17 protein-coding genes are annotated in these 20,146 nt (G+C 25.8%); 6 read left to right on the top strand and 11 right to left on the bottom strand.

From position 1 onward, the window contains the following. Positions 1 to 330: 330 nt before the first annotated feature. On the top strand, positions 331 to 651 hold the full coding sequence (locus ACKTTQ_RS11700; RefSeq protein ID WP_093870966.1) for a hypothetical protein: 321 nt from the start codon (positions 331 to 333) through the stop codon (positions 649 to 651). A gap of 3 nt (positions 652 to 654) precedes the next feature. Beyond that, entirely contained in the window at positions 655 to 1,362 is a 708-nt protein-coding gene (locus ACKTTQ_RS11695) for a LytR/AlgR family response regulator transcription factor (RefSeq protein ID WP_093872030.1), read from the top strand. An 8-nt stretch (positions 1,363 to 1,370) separates the two neighbouring features. On the opposite strand, the gene ACKTTQ_RS11690 is transcribed toward ACKTTQ_RS11695, so the two are convergent. Beyond that, positions 1,371 to 2,855, bottom strand: a complete 1,485-nt coding sequence (locus ACKTTQ_RS11690; RefSeq protein ID WP_408049294.1) for a tetratricopeptide repeat protein — start codon at positions 2,853 to 2,855, stop codon at positions 1,371 to 1,373. A gap of 142 nt (positions 2,856 to 2,997) precedes the next feature. On the opposite strand from ACKTTQ_RS11690, the gene ACKTTQ_RS11685 reads away from it, so the two are divergent. Together ACKTTQ_RS11685 and ACKTTQ_RS11680 are read left to right on the top strand one after the other, a co-directional pair. Further along, positions 2,998 to 3,288, top strand: coding sequence for an STAS domain-containing protein (locus ACKTTQ_RS11685; protein WP_113786992.1), 291 nt, complete (start codon positions 2,998 to 3,000; stop codon positions 3,286 to 3,288). Positions 3,289 to 3,296: 8 nt separating this feature from the next. Then, the gene (locus ACKTTQ_RS11680; RefSeq protein ID WP_408049293.1) at positions 3,297 to 4,547 is read left to right on the top strand and encodes an oligosaccharide flippase family protein; all 1,251 of its coding nucleotides are present in this window, start codon (positions 3,297 to 3,299) and stop codon (positions 4,545 to 4,547) included. On the opposite strand, the gene ACKTTQ_RS11675 is transcribed toward ACKTTQ_RS11680, so the two are convergent. Then, entirely contained in the window at positions 4,534 to 4,947 is a 414-nt protein-coding gene (locus ACKTTQ_RS11675) for a VOC family protein (protein WP_113786993.1), read from the bottom strand. The genes ACKTTQ_RS11680 and ACKTTQ_RS11675 overlap by 14 nt on opposite strands. A 1-nt stretch (position 4,948) precedes the next feature. Beyond that, positions 4,949 to 5,878, bottom strand: coding sequence for a 2-hydroxyacid dehydrogenase (locus tag ACKTTQ_RS11670; protein ID WP_408049292.1), 930 nt, complete (start codon positions 5,876 to 5,878; stop codon positions 4,949 to 4,951). A gap of 116 nt (positions 5,879 to 5,994) precedes the next feature. Between ACKTTQ_RS11670 and ACKTTQ_RS11665 the strand changes: the two genes are divergently transcribed. After that, positions 5,995 to 6,405: an Lrp/AsnC family transcriptional regulator gene (locus ACKTTQ_RS11665; RefSeq protein WP_093870971.1), complete on the top strand. Its 411-nt coding sequence runs from the start codon at positions 5,995 to 5,997 to the stop codon at positions 6,403 to 6,405. A gap of 89 nt (positions 6,406 to 6,494) precedes the next feature. On the opposite strand, the gene ACKTTQ_RS11660 is transcribed toward ACKTTQ_RS11665, so the two are convergent. The 4 genes from ACKTTQ_RS11660 to ACKTTQ_RS11645 form a co-directional block, all read right to left on the bottom strand. Beyond that, positions 6,495 to 7,688, bottom strand: coding sequence for a glycosyltransferase (locus ACKTTQ_RS11660; RefSeq protein WP_408049291.1), 1,194 nt, complete (start codon positions 7,686 to 7,688; stop codon positions 6,495 to 6,497). Between the two features lie 107 nt (positions 7,689 to 7,795). Continuing rightward, positions 7,796 to 9,325 (bottom strand): glycosyl hydrolase, encoded by a 1,530-nt coding sequence (locus tag ACKTTQ_RS11655; RefSeq protein WP_408049290.1) that lies wholly within the window; start codon positions 9,323 to 9,325, stop codon positions 7,796 to 7,798. A 3-nt stretch (positions 9,326 to 9,328) separates the two neighbouring features. After that, positions 9,329 to 10,282, bottom strand: coding sequence for a hypothetical protein (locus ACKTTQ_RS11650; protein WP_299133513.1), 954 nt, complete (start codon positions 10,280 to 10,282; stop codon positions 9,329 to 9,331). Further along, on the bottom strand, positions 10,283 to 13,330 hold the full coding sequence (locus tag ACKTTQ_RS11645; RefSeq protein WP_408049289.1) for a hypothetical protein: 3,048 nt from the start codon (positions 13,328 to 13,330) through the stop codon (positions 10,283 to 10,285). 165 nt (positions 13,331 to 13,495) lie between these two features. On the opposite strand from ACKTTQ_RS11645, the gene ACKTTQ_RS11640 reads away from it, so the two are divergent. After that, positions 13,496 to 13,840 carry a glycosyltransferase gene (locus ACKTTQ_RS11640; RefSeq protein ID WP_093870976.1) on the top strand — a complete coding sequence of 115 codons (345 nt, stop codon included), beginning with the start codon at positions 13,496 to 13,498 and terminating at the stop codon, positions 13,838 to 13,840. Positions 13,841 to 14,111: 271 nt separating this feature from the next. Here ACKTTQ_RS11640 and ACKTTQ_RS11635 read toward each other — a convergent pair whose 3' ends face one another. The 4 genes from ACKTTQ_RS11635 to ACKTTQ_RS11620 all read right to left on the bottom strand — a co-directional run bounded on the left by ACKTTQ_RS11635 (position 14,112) and on the right by ACKTTQ_RS11620 (position 19,861). Continuing rightward, a complete protein-coding gene (locus ACKTTQ_RS11635; protein ID WP_408049288.1) occupies positions 14,112 to 15,842 on the bottom strand; it encodes an ATP-binding protein in 1,731 nt (576 codons plus the stop codon). Further along, complete coding sequence (locus ACKTTQ_RS11630) at positions 15,835 to 16,377, bottom strand: heme NO-binding domain-containing protein (protein WP_093870978.1); 543 nt, start codon at positions 16,375 to 16,377, stop codon at positions 15,835 to 15,837. The genes ACKTTQ_RS11635 and ACKTTQ_RS11630 overlap by 8 nt, the downstream gene beginning before the upstream one ends. A 60-nt stretch (positions 16,378 to 16,437) precedes the next feature. Next, positions 16,438 to 16,839: a response regulator gene (locus tag ACKTTQ_RS11625; RefSeq protein ID WP_093870979.1), complete on the bottom strand. Its 402-nt coding sequence runs from the start codon at positions 16,837 to 16,839 to the stop codon at positions 16,438 to 16,440. Positions 16,840 to 17,266: 427 nt separating this feature from the next. Then, positions 17,267 to 19,861, bottom strand: coding sequence for a DUF6923 family protein (locus tag ACKTTQ_RS11620; RefSeq protein ID WP_408049287.1), 2,595 nt, complete (start codon positions 19,859 to 19,861; stop codon positions 17,267 to 17,269). Positions 19,862 to 20,146 lie beyond the last annotated feature (285 nt).

The following is a 20,146-nucleotide window of genomic DNA, read 5'->3' as shown; positions in this document are numbered from 1 at the left end:
CATTAGCGCCGATGGTACTGCCACAGGTGGGAGAGTAGGTCGTTGCCTTTCTTTTAAACCGTTCTTTAGTAAAATAAAGAACGGTTTTTTTTTGTGCCAAACTATACTTCTTTATTAAAACCTAAGTAAACATTAATTCAATACTGTGGGAGTAGATCGTTGGAGAGTTTAAACTCTTAATTATATATATTAATTAGTTTAATTTTTTAATTATTTTGATTAAAATTAAGTTGGTTTTAATTGCTAGTAGAATTTTTATTTAGAATTTTTCAAATTCTTTTTTGAAATATTATATTTTTTAAGTTATATTTATGTTGACTAACTATAATAATGAAAAAATTGCCTAATTTATTTAAGTTTGATGAAATATCTGATGGAGATAATGACTTCAAAGATTTAATGATAGGAATTTTTAAAAAAGAATTTCCTATTGAAAAAAAAGCTTTTTTTGACTCATTTGAATCTGAAAAATATAAAGAAAGTGCTGAAGTTGTTCATAAATTAAAGCATAAAATTAATCTGTTGAGTTTAGAAGAAGGTTACATATTAGCTTCAAATTTTGAAAGCCAATTGATTAATAATTCTTTTGAATTATTTGATGAATTTGTTATTATATTAGAAACAATTGAAAATTTCCTAAAAAAAATATAAATGATTAATTCAATAATAATAGATGATGATGAATTAGCTAGAGTTATTATTTCAAAATATTGCTCTAGATTAGATCATGTATCTGTATTAAAGTCTTTCGATAATGCTTTAGATGCTTTAGATTTTATTAATAAAAATAAAGTTGATTTAGTTTTTTTAGATATACATATGCCAGATTTAACTGGATTTGACTTTATTGATAGCTTAAATAATCCTCCAAATATTATTTTAACTACTTCTGATGTTAATTTTGCTCTAAATGCTTTTGAATATAAGTGTATAGTTGACTATCTAGTAAAGCCAATTAAATTACCAAGATTTATAAAAGCCGTTTCTAAAATTGAAGTAGAAAAAAACACATCGGATGCAGATAAAGAAGTAAAGAGTGAAGATAGTAATAATGAGTTGTATGTTAATATTGATAGAAGGTTAGTTAAAATTCTTATTTCTGATATTTATTTAATTGAAGCTAAAGGTGATTATATAAATATTAAGACTGAATCTAAAAATCATATTGTACATACTACAATGAAAAAGATTGAAGATAAACTTCCTGAAGATCTTTTTTTAAAAATCCATAGATCTTATATCATAAACCTTAAACAAATTATAGATATAGAGGATAATAGTGTTCTAATTAAAAAAGAAGTAATACCAGTTAGTAGGTCAAATAGACCAGAATTGATGAAAAGACTTAACCTTTTAAATTAGATTATAATTTAAAGGTTAATTTTTAATTCAATACCTATATCATTAAACTCGAAACCTGAAGCATTACGAACTGCTTGATTGCTATATTTTCCATATAGTTGAGCTGTTATTTTTTCTGATGGCTTATATCCAAAATATAATTCAGCTCTAAAGCTTTGTTGTTTAGGATCTTCATTAATTAACTGATAACCATAAGCAGCATTTCCTTTTGTAATCCATTTCTTTGAGCTAGGAAATAAACTAAAATCAATAAATGCTTCAAATACATAATATTTTTCAGGGCTAAAATATAAATTAGCTCTTTCTTTATCAAACCCCATAATAACGGAATTTAAACCTACTTTTATGGGAGTTTTTTTATTTATAAGATAATAAAGTGAAGTAAATAACAAATTTCTGCTGTTTTCATCTGATTGTTTAGTATAATAATATTGAGTAAATAATCCTATGTCATATTTTGTTAATATATGATAATTAGCAAAAAGATGATTTTGACTAATTTTTGAATTAATTAATTGTACATTAAAATTATGATACTCTTTTTGATAATAAATATTAAAATTCTGATTATAAGCTAATCTTGTTTTTAAACCAATTTTATAGGTTACATCATTATAATTAGCAGCTCCTTTTACTTTTAAACTACCTATTTCTCCTTCTAATTGTATCTTGTTAGTTAAATTATATGAGGTTTTTAAACCTATTGATGTTTGTTTTGAGGTATCATTGTTTAATAAAAAAGTAGATACTCTGTAGTTATAATACCCTCCAATACTAAGTTTAGTTGATAATGGATAAATAACTTCTGTATTGGAATTGATTGATTGATTATCACCACTATCAGATGTTATACTTACCTTTTGATGAATTTTAGATGTATACTTTTTTCGTATTGTTTTTTTTAAGTTTAATAATTGCGTGTTTGATTTATCTAAAAGTAATGCTTCATCTATGGTTTTTAAAGCTGCCTTATTTTGGTTATTGGCTAAATGTGTATAAGCAAGACCAATATATATACCAAGTATTTTAGGATCTAAATTTATACCTTTATTATAATGATAGATGGCTTTACTAAACTTTTTTAAATTACTATATGTATTTGCAAGACCTAATTGAATTATAGGATTGGATTGATATTTTTTTGATAGATTCAAATATTTTTTGAGAGCTATATCGTATTCTTTATTCCATAATAAACATTCTGCAGCGTTTATGTTAAATTCAAGATTTTCAGGTTCAATAGTTAATAATTCATTAAAAATTAACTTGGCTTTTACAGGGTTCCCATTCAAACCTATAGCTCTACCATAGCATAGTTTTGCTGTTTTATTTGTTGGGTATTCTTTCAAATAAGATTTAAAAAATATCTCTGCGTCTTTAAAGTTACCTTTTTCTAGGTAATTAAAGCCTCTATCCATTGAAGATTGGCCTATTCCTTTATTGTTTATTAAAAAGATAATAAGCAATAGTAATGATTTCAATAATCTTTTCATATCTTATATTTTTATTTATGCCAAGTTAAGACATAAATACCTTTTATTAATCTATAGTAAACTGCATTTTGTCGAAACTAATTGAAATATGGAAGTAAAAACAGGAACTTTGAACATGTTAAATTTTTAAAGTTGATTAAATATGTTACAAATAAACTATATTAAAGGAAAATATGAATTAGAAGGAAACTTAGTTTTAGAAAATTCAAGAAGTTTAAAATCGTATTTAGAAACGTTATTAGACTATAATTCTAAAGTTATTTTAAGTTTGAAAAATATTAAAGCTATCGATAATTCAAGTATAGAAGTTCTTTTTGATTTATGCAAAAAAGCATCACAAAATAATAAAGTACTAAAGGTTTTTGGAAAAGCGAATAAAAAAATAACGAAAACTTTAAATAATTCTAAATTAAAGGAGTTTATAAAAGATTAATAGTGTTAATGGGAATTTCAATACTAAAAAAAGAATTTAAAATTAGTGCGTCACAGTGGTTCATGATAAGTGTGATGATTGTTAACGCTGGTAATTATATATATAATTTAGTATTGGGTAGGTGGTTAGGGCCAAGTGTTTTTGCAGATGTAGCATTACTAATTACATTATTATTAGTATTATCATTTTTAGCAATGACCATTCAGCTGTTATGTGCCAAATTTATTATTGAACTACCTAAAGATAAATTATTAAATTTTAAAAGAGTTATATACAAATACACATTATTTGTAAGTGCTATTATAGGTTTATTATGTGTTTTTTCTTCTGAATTTTTACAAACTATATTTCAATTAAATAATAAATATGTTTTTTATCTATTTGGTTTTGGAGTACCTATTTATTTTTTGATGAGTGTTTCTAGAGGTTTAAATCAAGGGAATCAGGAGTTTGTAGCTTTGTCTAAATCATATTTGTTAGAAATGTTTGGTAGACTACTAGTAACATTCTTTTTAATAGGGTTTGATATTGTTGAACCTACATTAGCTGTTGCACTAGGTATTTTGATCTCATTTATTTTTGGATTGTATCCTAACCAATTTACTTTTTCTAGTTTAAAAGAAAAATCAATTCTATCAAAATTAGAAACAAAATCAATTTATAGTTTTTTATTAATAACAGCTTTATATGAAGGGACTCAAATTATTATTAATAACTCAGATATTTTAATTGTAAAACATTTTTTTAACCATAATGAAGCTGGATTGTACGCTTCATTAGCATTAATTGGTAGAGTAGTGTACTTTGTTATTTGGATGTTAATTATGGTACTTCTGCCAAAGGTTATTCAAGCAAAAAAAGAAGGAGAAAACCCACAGAAAATTTTAAATAGTTATTTAAAGTTTATATTAGTTTTAACAATATCGTTAGTTACAGGTTGTTATTTATTTCCTGAAATAATAATTAAACTTTTATTTGGAGAACAATATATAAGTTTGGGATTTTTATTGTATAAATATGCGTTAGCAACATCATTATTTGCTTTGGCTAATTTATTTGTATATTATTTTTTATCATTATCAGACTATAAACCTGTTATAATGGCAATGGTATTTGGGATAGCTCAAGTAACTTTATTAATTAACTTTCATGAATCATTAGCCCAAGTAGTACATATACAAATTATGTTGATGGCTGTTTTATTAATTTGTATTTTATTTTATAATTTAAAAAAAAGAATGAAGGTTAACTATAAATAGCATCATTGTTTTTAAAACTTTTAAATTCCAAAGGATTATTACTTAAATCTAAAACAAACATAGTTTGTTGCTCTTCATTTTTATTTTTGTAACGTACTTGAGGATCAATAATAAATTTCATATTATATTTTTTAAGTTTTAGTTTAATTTCTGAAAATTCTGAGTTAGATATAATACATCCGAAATGAGGTATTGGCACCTTTATTTTATCTACGATACCACAGTAATCTAATTCTATGATATTATTTGAAACATGGGCAGAAAGCTGATGTCCGAAAAAATCGAAGTCTACCCAGTTTTTAGTTTGCCTACCAATTTTGCATCCTAATATTTTATGATAGAAGTATATAGTACTTTCAATATCTTTTACTTTAAATGCTAAATGAAATTTTGAGTTCATATTAATAACCTTTATTTATTGATACAATGTTTAGTAATTCTCTATTGTTAAGAAAGTTCTTATAATTTTGTATAACTTGATTACTAGCAGTTTTAATATCAGTAAGACTAGCAATATGTGGTGTTATTTTAATTTTTGAATGGTTCCAAAAAGGATGATTAAGAGGTAAAGGTTCTTCTCTAAAAACATCTAAATAGGCTCCTTGTAATTGATTACTATCTAAAAATGATATTAAATCATTTTCAACTAAGTGTTCACCTCTACCTACATTAATTATGATTGCGTCTTTTGGTAGTTTTTCAAATAGATTTTTATTTAAAATGTTTTCTGTTTCTATTGTTAAAGGAAGAATATTTATTAAAAAAGATGTGTTTTTTAGTAATACATCTAAGTATTGTTTACCATAAAAACATTCTACATTTGTTATCTCTTTTTTAGAGGTACTCCAGCCTTTAACCTTAAAACCAATTTTCGAAAAATTTGAGGCAACAGTTTTTCCAATTTTCCCTAAACCTAAAATAGTTATTACAGTATCATTTATTGTTTGATAATTATGTTGTTCCCATTTCTTGTTATTTTTATTTTCTAAATAAGTATCTAAGTTTTTTATTTGATTTAATACAGTTGAAATTAAATATTCCCACATATCATTAGATAATTTAGAGTCAACTATTCTTGAGAGAATAATATTATTATTGATATCCTGTGATGATACTATATGATCAATTGAAGCACCAACTGATTGAATAACTTTTACATTAGGAAATTTTTTTAAGATGTTTTTTTCAGGTTTCCAGCAAATAATAAATTCTACATTAGCAGGGGCTTTAACATTAGGATAAGTTTCTATGGTAGTATTAGGCATTTCTTGCTTGAGTTTTTTAGCCCAAGGCTCTGGGTTTTTATTGTTGAAAATAATAAGAATACTCATTGTTATAATTTTAGTAAAGATAAAATGTGTAAGGCAATTTAAAAAATTGATTAATAGTTGTTATTGTATATTAGCCATTTAAATATGCTTTTTATTCAATAATTAAAGTTTAATCAATGGTAGATAAAATAGATTTAAAAATTATAAATATTTTAAAGGAGAATTCTAGAATATCTTTTGCTGACTTGGGACGTGAAATAAGTTTATCTCCTTCATCAATAAGAGAGCGAGTAAAAAATTTAGAAGACAATGAAGTTATTAAAAAATACAGTATTGATATAAATAATAAAAAACTTGGATATGATTTAGAAGCATTCATTTTATTAAAAGTATTTCCTGGAAAACTAAAGAATATGTTATCAATAATAAGTTCATTTGAAGAAGTAAAAGAAGTACATCGAATAACTGGTAATCAAAATATACATTTAAAAATTGTAGTAAAAGATCAACAGCATTTACAATCATTGTTAGATAATTTAATGGAATATGGAGATACTACAACTTTTTTAATACTATCTAAACTATAATTGTATTTTTTAAATACAAAACTACTTTGAAATTTTATCAAAGTAGTTTTGCTTCTATTTAGGGGAAAAAAGGGGAAAATTGTATTTTATTATGCTAGTACCTGATCTATTGTAGTATTATAACTTTTTTCAAAAAGATCTAAATACATTTCACATATTTTAGACATAGGAAAAGCTGTAGCTGCTTTATAATTAGTTTTTTCTAATTGTATTCTATATAATTGTTTTTCAAGAATTACTTGTATAGCATCTGACAGCGTATCTGAATCATTAGAATTAAAAAACTCACCTTGATATCCTTCGTCTTGTATTAATTCTTTTAAATCACCAATATTAGGTAATACAACAGCCTTACCATAACTTCCTGCTTGATGAAGTACTCCAGAACTTCCAGTTGTTGATGTATAAGGAAATACTACCAAAGTACTTTCGTTAAATATCGTTTCAATATTTTCTTCAGGTACATATCCGGTAAAAGTTAATTGAGCTATATCTTTATATTTATTTTGTACATTTTTTAAATAGCCTGGAGTGTTTGGGTTATCAGTACCAGCTATCACAATTTCTATATCTTCATTTGTACGTTTTCTAATCTTCTCAACAGCTTCAATAATAATTTCAACTTTTTTATAGGTTCCAAACTTACCGAAAGTCATTACTTTTTTTGTTCCTTTTATTAGTTGGTAACTTGGTTGTTTAGCAGTTTCAAAAGTTCCATGAGGTATTACAACAACGTTATCAGCGTTATATTTCTTTTCAAGAATACGTTTATATTTTGGAATAGTTACAGCAACATTATTGGCACTTAATATAAGTTTGGTTAAACAATAACCTATTGCTTTATACACGACTTTTAATAACGGATTTTTTGTAAAACCTGCACTTTCTAAATCTACAGTTTCTAAAATATTATGAATTAAAACTGTTGAATGGATACCTAACAAACGAGTGATTTTTGGTAACATTAAACCTAAAGCTGCAGCAATTTTTTTATGGCCAAATTTCATAAACTGAAAATTAAATAAAACTTGATTTGGTTTGTATTGCTTTATTGCTTTAGTAACGGTAAAAATAGAAGTGTAACTATTAAACTTCCAACATTCAACTATTGTAACTTTTTCTGAGTATGGAAAATCTAGTATTTTATCTTCTTCTGTTGTATCACAAAATAGAATGATTTCTTCTATTTTATCTAAAGAAACGAAGTTTTTAACTAAATGATAGGCATATTCATTTAAGGTTATTTTACTTGGAGGAAATGATGTAACAATACCTAATTTCATGTGATAGCATTTTAAGTTATATTATAAATTTAAAATGAATATCCATGTTTGTGTGTTCTATTTCGATAAAATAACAATTACTAAAGACGAATAGTTGTTGATAAAGATTATTTATAAGTAACAATATACTTAGCAGCTTTTTTTAAATTTCCTTTTTTATCAATAAAGCCAAAGTTTTTTTGTGGGCCTATTTTATGAGGCATTTTACCAAAAATTTTTACATCTATTTTAGGAAAGTCGTAAAGAGTCCAACTAACAAAGTGATTAATATTTAAATCATGAAAATTTTGTTGCATATTTTTATGATATTTAGCTTGTTTCTTTTCGCTATATCTATATAAATTCCATATGCTATTGTATGAGTGCCTTCCAAACTCTTGAACTACTATTGGTTTGTTTACTTTCTTTTTTAAATTTAAGTAAGCATTTTTAAAGTCAATAGTTTTTTTATAATAATGAAATGAAATGAAGTCCATTTTGTTTTTTAATAAATGTCCAACTTCAGGAGTACTCCAACCAATAGTTATTGGAGTTTTTTGATCGTATATACGAATCCTAGAACTAATAAAATCTAACCAATTTAAAACTTTCTCTTTTCCATAATTTTTAAAATCTAAATCAGGTTCATTTTTAATGTCATACTGTAAAATAGCTGGATGCTTTTTAATTTCATTTATAATAGTTTCTAAATGTCTATCACAAAGTGTATAATCTAATACTTGATAATTACTGTAAAAATCAAAAAAGGTAACAATAACCTTAAGGTTATTTTTTTTTGCTAGATCTAATGTGTTTTTTAAATGATTTAAATATATTTCTGAAACATTCTCTTTACCAAAAAGTTTATAGGGAATAAAAATTCTAACCGTATTTAATTTTAATTTCTTTATTATGTTAAAGTCTTTATTAACCGTAATACTATCGTATTTTTTCCAAAAGTCAAACCAAGATGTTTTTTGAGGATAATAATTAATACCTTTTATTTTAAAGTTCTTATTAGTAGTTTTAAAAGTTTCATTTTCTTTTAAGAGAATTTTATCACTAATAATGTGCCTAACCCTCCAAAAACCATCTTCAAGTAGTAGAATAGCTTTATAATTTTTTAAAGTTTTTTCTTGATGTATTAATTTTTTCTTTTTGTAATAGAAAGTTTGTTCTTCAACATTTTTATCATCTAAATAAACAACTTGACCATCTTCCGAAAAGAATTTTATAGTTACATTATGATTAACACTTGTTGATCGTATATTAATAGAGTTTTTACTATTGAATTGAATTATTTTTTTAATTTTTACTTGGGCTGAATCTGTATAAAAATCTTCAATAGCATTATAATCATTATTTTGCAAAGCATATTTTTTTACATACCAAGATTTGAGGTAGTCTTTTTTTATATTTTTTATAATTTCCTCATTAGGATCTCGACCTTCTACATTATCATAATTAACTTTTATTTTAGGTAAATAATATGTGTTGTTTTTTAAGTCAATATGTAATAATTTACTTCTATCCGCACCAGAATTAAACTCATAATAAATTTTAGAAAGTAAACTTATTAGTAATAAATTAACAAGAACAAAAGTTGTAATTATTACAACTTGCTTAAATGTTCTTTTATTTAAGGGTGTTTTTTTCATCAATCAATCTATTTTTTTAGTGTATTTTATATTCAAAGAATTGCTTGAAGCAAATCCTTCAACATAAGCTTTGATATTAAATGATTTAATTTTCTCAGGATGAACGAATTTAGTTACTGCAATTCCATTATTTGTTTTTCCGTAAGCCTTTAAATGCGTATCATCATTAGATATATAAAAACTAACAATAGTACCGTTTTCAATAATATTATTAAATTGATCTTTTATAACAGATGTTTTAAAAGTAGTTAACTCTTTACCATCAGCAAATGAATTATTTCTGTCGAAAGAAATAGAAAAATTTGTAGGATTATTTGAGAGTATAGATAATTCTAATAGTTTAGATTTTAAACTATCAATATAAGTTCTAACAAATATTTTACCTGTTTTAGTTTTGCTATATATGTTTTTATAACTTAATAGTTCGGTTGTATTTATATTAGTGTTTAAAGGTGCATTTCTATATAGCTCATAAGCAGTATAATTAGAACGATTTGGGTTGTCATAAATATCGTTTGGTATTACAACAAGCATGGAATAATCGGTTTTAGATGCTACTATATATGGAGGGCCACAGTAAGTTTCAAGTAAAGTTGTTTTTTTTTGGGGTTTAATAATTAGTTTATCAGTTAAAATCTTTTTCTTATTAATAACTATTGCGTAATTTAAAACACCAGAAACTGAAGAAAAGTGTTTAGGAATTATAAAAGTTAATTGATTATTTTTTACTTGCGGTTGCAAAATAGAACTACCATAATCATTATTGATAAATAATAGTATATCACTATTTATAGTATCAGTTTTAAAGGTGAAATGAATATTTTCACTGGCATATACTGATCTAGGTTTATTAATCCAACTAATTTTTGAGGTTTGATTATTAGGTACAAGTTTGATTTTCTTGTTGTTTTTACAAGAAATTAATAATAAAATAAATATGTATAATATGAACCTCATTTAATTACCAATAAAATTAGCGATTTGAAACTTTATTTGAAATTCATTTTTCTGAATCATAATGTTTTTATTTTTAGATTCATTATAGCCTTCTAATCTATCAAATGTTCCCTTTTCATTTTGAACACCATTAACATAACAATTTTCAGTAGTTTCTGATATTATTTCTATCATATCAGTTACTATTGGTGTATAATTAAAGTATCCTTTTCTATGAGGGCGTATGCTTTCTTTTAAAAATAGATGGTCAACCCATACAAGTTTATCATTTTTATAGTACGAAATTAATGTTTGGGCTATAGTAACTTCTTTATAACCTGTATTAAATAACATTCCTGATATTTTATCATTAGTATAATTAAGAGCATTAACTTGTACAGATTGGTACAAATTTTTAGTAGCTACTGTGGTACCAACATGCAATACAAACTTAACAGGTTTTTGATCAAACTTTTTTAAATGAAATTCATTAGGGTTGAAACTTTTATTTTTTTTATCAGAATCAATCCAAGCAATTTCTTCAAAATCTATTTTAAAAACTGTTTTTTCAAAAGGATTCAAATAGTGTTTGTTTTGAAGCTTGGAACTATAACTAGCTAACTCATTATTTTCAGCATCATATAACACAGCTTTTAAATTAATAGCAGAAGGAAAATAGTCTATATTTTGTAATTCACCAATAATATGATACTGATCATTATTTTGGACCAATTTAGCATTATTAATGTATGCAATAGGTTGTGGTAAAACATCTTCATGATGGGTTTGTTGAGTAGTTATTTTACGTCTACCTTGATTATAAAATATAGTTTCAGGAGAATTAAAAAACTGATTAGAGGGTTTGTAAGGATCAGGTTCTTCAGGTACTATAAACCATTTGTTATTTTTCGAAATAGTTTTTATAATTTCTTTTTTATTAATTATTTCTAAAGGAGTAACCCATTTAGTTTTTGCTTCTATTAATACAGTATCATTTCTTTTGTTAATTATTTTAGTTCCGATATTTTCTAATTTAGCATAAGAACTTAATAATCCATCACTAACTGATATTTCAAGCATGAATTGATCTAGTGTTTTTTTTGAATTTTTATCTAAATAAGAATGAGCTTTTGTAAATCTTTTAAAATCTAAAGCATCATAGTATGCTTTTACTACATTTACTGATGAATTTTGTGTTCCATTTTCGTCATATATAAAATATGCACCTATAATAGCGGCAAATAGTAACATTGTATTCCAAAGTAGTAATGTTTTGGAAAAAGAGAAAGATGCAGAAGGAGAATTCTCATTCTTTAAACTCACTATTTTATTTTTTGAAAATAAAAAGGTTCCTATAAACCAAAAAGTAGCTAATGATAATAATATGACAGGAACAAACGACCATATTATTTTTTGATACCTTGGAATATCAATTTTAGGTAATATGGATGCTAAAGGTTTAATATTTTTCTTTTCCCATACCATTATACCGTTTTCAAGATATGAGAGTTTTTCCCATCCTGTAAAATATAAAATAGGATCATAAAATTTATCGTTAGAAAAAATATATTTTAAATTAAATTTTTCTGAATTCGCTAAAAATTGTTGAAGAGATCCAATTCCTTCAATCCCACGATATTTTGAGTTTTCCAGGCGTTCAACAGCTCTAGTGGTTAATTCAGGAAGTCGCCTAGCAGAATGATAGTTACCATCAACTGACAAGGCTCTAGTTTGTGATGCTAACCATGCCATTTGATCACCAAAACCAAGTGTTAAATAACGCCATTTATAATGCATATCTTGGTTTATGAAGTTTACAATTGGTAACATCTTAATAGCTCTAGGTTGTGAAGGTCTAAATTTTCCTAAATTAATAGTGAAAATTGCAAAAAACAGAATAATGCTACCTATTAAACCAATGCAAAAGGTATAATATGTTTTACCAAATTTTTTACTTAAATATGTTTTATAATCAGATTTTGATAAGCGATAAAATAACTCCCCAGCAATTGGGAAACTCATTATAGAAGCCCAAAAGGTAAAACGATCTAATGTCAGTATAGAAAAGGCATTTTCACCTAAAATCATTCTAGGTAGTGGGGTAGTACCACCAGTACCTAATAAAACAAGCATAGAAAATGAAATACCAAAAAATAATAATCGTTTACTAAAAAATCGATAAAAAAGATATGGGAATAAGGTTAAAAGAATTCCATAAGGAATTAAAAAGAACACGAGACCAGATGATAAAACTTCAAGAAAGTTATCACGAGAACCATGTGGTATTGGTACTTGAGTTATTGGATTGTTTTTAGTATTAATCCAATAAGGTAAAATGCATACTATCATTATTACTAATGATAAAAAGCCAAATGTTAAAATTGGTTTCATTGACTTTAGCAAATGTTTTACAAAAAATAAAAAACGGATATTCTTATAACTACCAGTGAGGTCCTTAATGTTATCCATAATAGCTAAACCTATTAAAGGGAATATAAAAAAGACCATTCCGAATATTGGAGTTACATGATGAGAGCAAACCATTAATCCCATTAACAATAAAGAAGAAATCAAATATTTATATTCTTTTGTACGAATCCAATAGTAAATTTCAGGTATTGAATGCATTAGCAAGGATATTCCTGCTAATGTTGGTAATTGACCAAATACATGTAAAGTTTCGATAAAAACGGAAGAGAATACTGAAAAGATAGCAGCAAAGCCGGCATAGTCTTCGTTTTGAGTAAGTAATAAGCTAAATCGATAAACACCAGTAACAAATAGTATAATAATTATAAAAGAGTAACTAAATAAAGCAAATTTAAAACCGCCAATAAATGATAGTATCGCTAATGATTGATGAACAAGTGGCGGATACCCCATTATACTAAATCCAGTGTACCATTTATAAGACCATGGTTCTTGCCAATTATTAGCATAATGCTCTGCAAAAAATAAATGTATTAAAGCATCATAAGTTTGTTCAATAGTATAAAACACTGCACTACCATGAAATAGTAAGGCAAACCCTAGGGCTAATAATAAATATTTATTTATTGAGTTTTTCATTAATTTAATTATAACATTCTAATATAATAAAGTTAAGTAATATGTTAGGTAAACTAATCTATACATTTTTACGTTTCATCGACACTAAAAACCGTACTAAACGATTAAACTTCATAAACACTTAATCTAGAAGCTATTTTTAAGGAGTATTAAAAACAGATATATATGAAGATTGGCATTATCATTCCATGTTATAATGAAGAGAAGGGGGTAAAAATTAAAGCATTTAAAAAGTGCTTAAAAAAATATAGCGACGTTCACCTCTGTTTTGTAAACGATGGAAGTAAAGATAATACTTTAGATGTTTTATATAAATTAAAAGATGAATTTGAAAAAAAAGTTACTATTATAAATATGAAAAAAAACCAAGGAAAGAGTAGGGCTATAAAAGTTGGTGCTCGTTTTTTTTATAGCTTGTCATCTGTTGCACATGTTGGTTGTTTAGATGCTAACTTTACCATTGGCTATGAAAATTTTGGAAGCTTATTAAAGAATTTAAAGAAAATATGATTAAAAATAAAGTGCTAGTTTACTAGTTGTTTTCCCCAACCTTAAAAACCTCATTATAAATTAAATAATGAGGTTTTTTATAGTAGAAAATTAAGTTTTTTCATTCATCGATAGTTAAAAGCATTTCATCGACAGAAAAAAAAGAGTTGAACGATTTTTAGAAATCTTTACTCTATGAAGTGATTATATTTGAATAAGAAAACATAGAAAAAAATATTTAAATTAGTAGTTTGTTTGTATTCCCCAATTATCAAAACCTTATTAAGTAATATTAATGAGGTTTTTTTAATTCGAAAAAAAAGGAACACCCTTTACCTAATTCGCTTTCTAACCATATTTTACCATTATATAAGTCGATAATCTTTTTTACAATTGAAAGACCTATACCTGTAGAGTCATCATTAGGTTCTTCTAAGGTTTCAAATACTTCAAATATTTTTGAGTGGTATTTTTTATCAATACCAATACCATTATCTTTTATAATAAATAGAAATTTATTATCTAAATCTTCTACTTCAATAGTAATAATACCTTTCTCTTTATCATTATATTTAATAGCATTACTTATTAAATTCTGAAATAACTGTTGTAAACGAAATTTATCACCATAAATAATTGGTAGCGTGTTCTTAATTTGAATATTAATATGTTCAGGAACAAAAATTGTATCAATTATATCTGTAACGGTTTTCTGAAGATCAACTTTTTGGTCAGTTTTATCAATCTTATCAATACTTGAATATTTTAATATTCCATTAATAAGGTGATCCATTTTATCAATTTTTTTTAATAAAGAATTAAAATTAACGGTAGTCTCTTCATCAAAAGTACCTTCATTATCTTCTTGTATCCAAGAAATTAATGCGGACATGCTTCTTAATGGAGATTTTAAATCGTGAGAAACTACATGAGCAAAGTTTTTTAACTCTTCATTGTTTTTTCCTAATTGAACCAGTAAAACATCTTTTTCTTTTTGAGTTTTTTTCTCTTTAATTAGACTAATAGCACTATTAAATTGAGCAGAAGCTAAACTAGCTATGTTATGAAAAACCTCAATGTGGTCATTATTGAAATAATTTTTTTTGCTATGTTCAGAGTCAATAATACCAATTACTTTATTATCAGCTATAATAGGAACCGTTAATTCTGAAAAACGAAAAAAATCATCAACCTCGTACAAATCATTTTTTGAAGTGTCATTTACTAATGAATACACTCCTGTTTCAACTACTTTACCAATTACCCCTTTCCCTATAGGTATATGTAAAGGAGGTTTTTTGGTTATATCAATATCAGGGTTATTTGAATAAGCAGCTATTTCTTTTATGATATTAGATTCATAATCAATAGAAAAAACAAGACAATCTTCTAAATCTAAATGATTAGCAGTGTTTTTTGCTATTTCCCAGGCAATTTCATTTAAATCTCTTTTTCCTAATATAGATACAGAAAGACTGTTTAAAGCATTTAACATTCTTGTTTTTTTATCTATTTCAGAAACATCTTCTATTAAAGCAATATGGTACTTTACATTACCTTCATTATCTCTAACTGCACTTACGTTTGTATTACAAGAAACATAGTTACCATCTTTTTTTCTGTATCTTTTTTTTATTAAAAACTTATCAATTTTACTTTCTTCTAGTAGTTTTAGCTGTTTTTTGGCTTGTGGTAAATCATCAGGGTGTGAGAGTTCGTAAATATTGACATTTAATAATTCATCATCAGTATAGCCTAATAAATTTGCAAAAGCTTTATTAAATTTAATTAAGTTATTTTTTTGAGATAAAACAATACCTAAAGATGAGTTATCAACAATCAATTTTAATTGAGCAGTTTGATCATTTAATAAAGCTTCAGTTTTTTTATTGGAAGCAGTTAGTTTTTGGTTAGCCTCAAATAATTCTAATGATTTTTGTTCAAGAATTTCTTCTGCTTGTTTTCTAGCTTTTCTTTCTCTTTGTAAGGCTCTTTCAAATATTTTTACTTTTTCATCAGACATTTCTTACTAGTGTAAATAAAACTTTAGTTCCATCAGAATTCAGTAATTCTTTTTTTATTGTAACCTCTTCATTATAATGCTCTAATGTACGTTCCATAAGTCCTTGTGCAAAGGAAGACATAGCTCTTTCAGATTGGTATTCGATAATTAATTTGGTATCAGTTTCCTCGTGAGTAATGAAACTAGGAAGTTCAGCATCAGGATAAATTTTTCTTACATGAACATGTATATGCTTTTCTATACCCGAGATAAGGTTAAAACCGGTTTTGTAATGTTTAAAAATATTAGGGTATCCATTTTTTAAAGTGTCAAAAAAATATAACCCATAGGTATATATTAAGGTAGGAACGTCTATTTTAGTTTCCTCGCTAAGATTGGTTATTAAGCTTACCATTTCTCCAAAATCGTATGTACCTACTGAAGTGTATACACCCTCTGATTTTAAATTTGATTTTGTAATAATGGTGTCTGTAGTTTCTAATCCAAATTTTTGTTCAACCATTTCCAAAAATTCGGTAAATACAATTCCTTTCATCTAGTTTTATATTGGGGGATTAAAATTAATTAATACTAAAGATGAAATATACTGAAAAAATTATAAAGAGACTAATTCATTCATAGACCAATAGTCAATTATTTTATCAATTTGATTCACATAATCTTCATAACGCAATGGTTTTACAACATAACCAGCAATACCTATTTTGTATGCATTAATCATGTCATGATGATTATTTGAGGTTGTAAATACCACAGTAGGAACAAATTTTAAGTTTTCGTCAGATTTTAAAATAGATAAAAATTCAAACCCATTCATTTTAGGCATATTTAAATCTAATAGAATTAAATTAGGCAAACTTTCTTTACATTTTTGTAAAGCTTCTTCACCATTACTAGCCTTAGAAACTGAATGATTTAACTTTAACTTTTTTAAAGCTCGGTCAAACTTTAGTTTCTCTATTTCGTCATCTTCAACAAGTAATATATTTAAATTCATAATTATTTTTTGTACGTAGGTTTGTATATAACAAATATATTTTTTTTATAACAATTGTTTCTTTTTAAAAGATAGCAACAATTTATCTGTAGATGAATGGTATATATGTGTAGTTAAACGGTTTTTAAGTGTTATTATTTTTAATTACTAGTAGAGATATATAATTGGTATGCACTTACCATATTTAGCTAAAATTTTTATTTATTTTTAAGTAAAATAAATTCACTCTTTTAAGAGCTTTAAATTGTGTACTTAAAGCAATCATTAACTAGTTTTTAAAATAGCTTTAAAAGTCATAATTCATTGTTTTTTTTAATGAAATATTAGACGTTTAATCACAATGAAATTAATTTTTAAGTTATTATTAAAACAAATAAAGGAGGTAAGTACCTCCTTTATTATAATTTATATTTTAAAATTTGCCAATTTATTTGATAACTAACTTTTTGGTAATATAATTTAAGTTATCACTTTTAATTTTAAAGAAATAAACTCCAGTGGCTAATTTGTTTCTGTATATAGTAACTTCATTTTTACCACTATTTATCTTTAAATCACTTTTTTGAATTATTTGACCTAATTGATTGTAAAGGATTAAACTACCATTTTGATATTGTGAGCTATTAAACTGAACATTTGCTGATTCAATCATAGGGTTAGGTGTTACAGAAATTTGATTAGCTAAAGAATTAGCTTCATCATTAGTTGACAACGCACTAGAATTAACTAATTTTAATTCACTAATATTCATTTCTTTTACTTGTTTTTCACCATTTTTAGAAACCATAGTAAATACTAATGTAACTACATCACTGAAATCTGCTTTTGAGCTTTTGGTAGATGTAAAATCATCGAAAAGGATTGTGTATTCTTGATTAGTTGTACCTAAATTAACAGTAGCATTAAATTGATCTTCCCAAACATTAATACTTTCTTTTATAAAACGAACTTCAAGGGTACCTGTACCATTTCCTTTAAACTTTAAAGCATTGTATGAAGAAATATCAACAGATTTAAATCTAGGATTAAATGCTTTATATACGGAAACGTATTCTTTTGTTGAAGCTTTTAAATTTATATTTCTTTCTATAGACATTTCAGTATCATCAGTTTGATCTTCATTTGGTGTTACAGTGAAATCTGTAACATTAGTGCTAGTAGCTGCATCATCAACACCCCATGAACCATCAGACATGAATAAGTCATCTGGTGTATTGGTTCCATCACCAATTCTAAAGCCTATGTCAAATAGTTTACCAGTATCTAAAATTACATTTGAAATGTAATTTTTATCTAAAACTATTGTTGATGACATATTATCTAAATTACTAGTCTCTGTTTGTTTAAATCCGGCATCAAATTCAACAGTAGTACTTCCATTTACATTAACTATGTCTAAATTTAATACGCCATTTTTGTAGAATCCTTTTTTTACAAATACTGGAGGAGGAGGAGAAATGTTATAAGTATCAATTGTTTTCTTTACATCTAATAAACGAATCACTTCGGTACTAAGTAACATTAAATCGTCAATTGAATTAGACCATATTTGGAAATTAAAATATCCAGTTTCAGATTTATACTTATCTAAATTCCAGTGATTTTCAATTATGAAGTTTTGACCGTCACTTGATTCTCTAGCTGATAAACTTAAAACGAATTCAACACCACCATCTACATTTTTAATAATTGATTTAATAAAATTATGTTCTTCAATTTGGATTGTTGAAACAGATAATAATTCAGCACCTAATAAACGATCACATATATATTTAGTGTGCTCATATACTTTGTCTTCAGTTTTTAAAGCTAAGATAGAAGCTACAGTTTTATTTTTTCTTTGATAATCAACAGATACTATATCTGTAGCATTTGTGATTTTTATTAAATCAGTAGGTGATGATTCAATAGCTTCGTCTTCATTTATAACTTTTAGAGGAATAAAATCATTTAAAGTTAATGCTTTTTTAGCACCTCTTTGGGCGTATGTAGATTTTTTCACTATCCTTTTAGCTGTTTCTTTTCTAAAAGTATAATTAGTTTTTATTCTATTATAGTTACGTTTATTAATTTGTTGAGATAATCTATTGTTACTTTCTAAGCCTCCATTATTACCACTAGTTGTTGGTGCAACTATTGTTGGACAAGCAGATACTCCTGAACAAGAAGGATCATCACAATCTGCTAATCCATCACCATCATCATCAATTCCATTTGTACAGTCTTCCATAGGTACTGGCGCAGTTGGGCAACGTGCTCCATCATTACTAGAACTTGATGGTCCAAAAGCAAAAAGATTAGAGTTAATACTACTACCATTATTTATGTTGGTAACTTCATTTATAATATAAACAGTTCCTGTTTGATTTGCTGATACATAAAAATTCCCCATGTTATCAAAATAGACTGCACCATAAGTATAGTTTAACCCAGCTAATGCTGGTACTACACCTAGATTTTCAACATTACCAGTTGAAGCATTAATTCTATATAATTTATTAGTTCCTTTTTCAACAGTATATAGGTGGTTGTCTAAAGAGTTAAATGCCCAATCATGAACCAAAATACTTTGTGAAAGTGTACCTGTTCCTAATGAGGTTAAATGTGTTGGAGATTCAGGGTCTAAGTCTATAATGTAGTATGTGTCTCCACCAGATTTAGAATAATAAATTCCCTCATGACTGACATCACCTATATATCTGTTTGAGGTTGGTAACGCATCAATAGTGTAGGTTGTTGTGGAAAAATTTTTTCCAATTCTAACGATTGACTTTTGAGGGTATGTTAAAGATCCCCATATATAACCATCTTTAGGATTATATCCAGCTCCGTTAATATTTCCTGTTGTTATATCCGTTGCAACTTCATAAGCGGACCCAGATGCTAAATCTACAGCAAATACGTCATTTTTTTGAAAAAGATATGCATAATAATCACAATTGAAAGGAGTGTTTTGTGAAATTAAAGGTTGAATTGAAATAAAGGTTAAAAGAAGAAGGTTAATAAAGTATTTCTTATTCATGATGTTGATTTTGAGGGATTTGTTTAGTGAAAATACAGCTTTTATATATTTCAAAAAAAAATTATAGATGAATGGTAGCTAAGTATAGATGAATTGAAAAAAAAGTAATTATTAATTAAATAATAGTTTAACTTGCTTTAAAACAGATTATTATTTAACTAATAATTGTTCTTTTAATAGAATTAAAGAAAAGTGAAAGAGATGAAGCTTATATTTACTAAATAAAAGTAGAAGTAATAATTGTATTAACAGATAAAAAAAAGCGATTCATAAATGTATGAATCG

Source organism: Tenacibaculum halocynthiae (assembly GCF_964512825.1).
In the GTDB taxonomy this organism is placed as follows: domain Bacteria; phylum Bacteroidota; class Bacteroidia; order Flavobacteriales; family Flavobacteriaceae; genus Polaribacter; species Polaribacter halocynthiae.
The sequence above is the reverse complement of the archived record's forward strand: the minus strand, read 5'-3'. Positions and strand labels throughout refer to the sequence as shown.

What these genes read in the sequence shown, in the direction of transcription:
- ACKTTQ_RS11700 (WP_093870966.1), top strand. Translation starts at nt 331, where the DNA reads ATGAAAAAATTGCCTAATTTATTTAAGTTTGATGAAATATCTGATGGA.
- ACKTTQ_RS11690 (WP_408049294.1), bottom strand. Translation starts at nt 2,855, where the DNA reads ATGAAAAGATTATTGAAATCATTACTATTGCTTATTATCTTTTTAATA.
- ACKTTQ_RS11685 (WP_113786992.1), top strand. Translation starts at nt 2,998, where the DNA reads ATGTTACAAATAAACTATATTAAAGGAAAATATGAATTAGAAGGAAAC.
- ACKTTQ_RS11680 (WP_408049293.1), top strand. Translation starts at nt 3,297, where the DNA reads ATGGGAATTTCAATACTAAAAAAAGAATTTAAAATTAGTGCGTCACAG.
- ACKTTQ_RS11675 (WP_113786993.1), bottom strand. Translation starts at nt 4,947, where the DNA reads ATGAACTCAAAATTTCATTTAGCATTTAAAGTAAAAGATATTGAAAGT.
- ACKTTQ_RS11670 (WP_408049292.1), bottom strand. Translation starts at nt 5,878, where the DNA reads ATGAGTATTCTTATTATTTTCAACAATAAAAACCCAGAGCCTTGGGCT.
- ACKTTQ_RS11665 (WP_093870971.1), top strand. Translation starts at nt 5,995, where the DNA reads ATGGTAGATAAAATAGATTTAAAAATTATAAATATTTTAAAGGAGAAT.
- ACKTTQ_RS11660 (WP_408049291.1), bottom strand. Translation starts at nt 7,688, where the DNA reads ATGAAATTAGGTATTGTTACATCATTTCCTCCAAGTAAAATAACCTTA.
- ACKTTQ_RS11655 (WP_408049290.1), bottom strand. Translation starts at nt 9,325, where the DNA reads ATGAAAAAAACACCCTTAAATAAAAGAACATTTAAGCAAGTTGTAATA.
- ACKTTQ_RS11650 (WP_299133513.1), bottom strand. Translation starts at nt 10,282, where the DNA reads ATGAGGTTCATATTATACATATTTATTTTATTATTAATTTCTTGTAAA.
- ACKTTQ_RS11645 (WP_408049289.1), bottom strand. Translation starts at nt 13,330, where the DNA reads ATGAAAAACTCAATAAATAAATATTTATTATTAGCCCTAGGGTTTGCC.
- ACKTTQ_RS11640 (WP_093870976.1), top strand. Translation starts at nt 13,496, where the DNA reads ATGAAGATTGGCATTATCATTCCATGTTATAATGAAGAGAAGGGGGTA.
- ACKTTQ_RS11635 (WP_408049288.1), bottom strand. Translation starts at nt 15,842, where the DNA reads ATGTCTGATGAAAAAGTAAAAATATTTGAAAGAGCCTTACAAAGAGAA.
- ACKTTQ_RS11630 (WP_093870978.1), bottom strand. Translation starts at nt 16,377, where the DNA reads ATGAAAGGAATTGTATTTACCGAATTTTTGGAAATGGTTGAACAAAAA.
- ACKTTQ_RS11625 (WP_093870979.1), bottom strand. Translation starts at nt 16,839, where the DNA reads ATGAATTTAAATATATTACTTGTTGAAGATGACGAAATAGAGAAACTA.
- ACKTTQ_RS11620 (WP_408049287.1), bottom strand. Translation starts at nt 19,861, where the DNA reads ATGAATAAGAAATACTTTATTAACCTTCTTCTTTTAACCTTTATTTCA.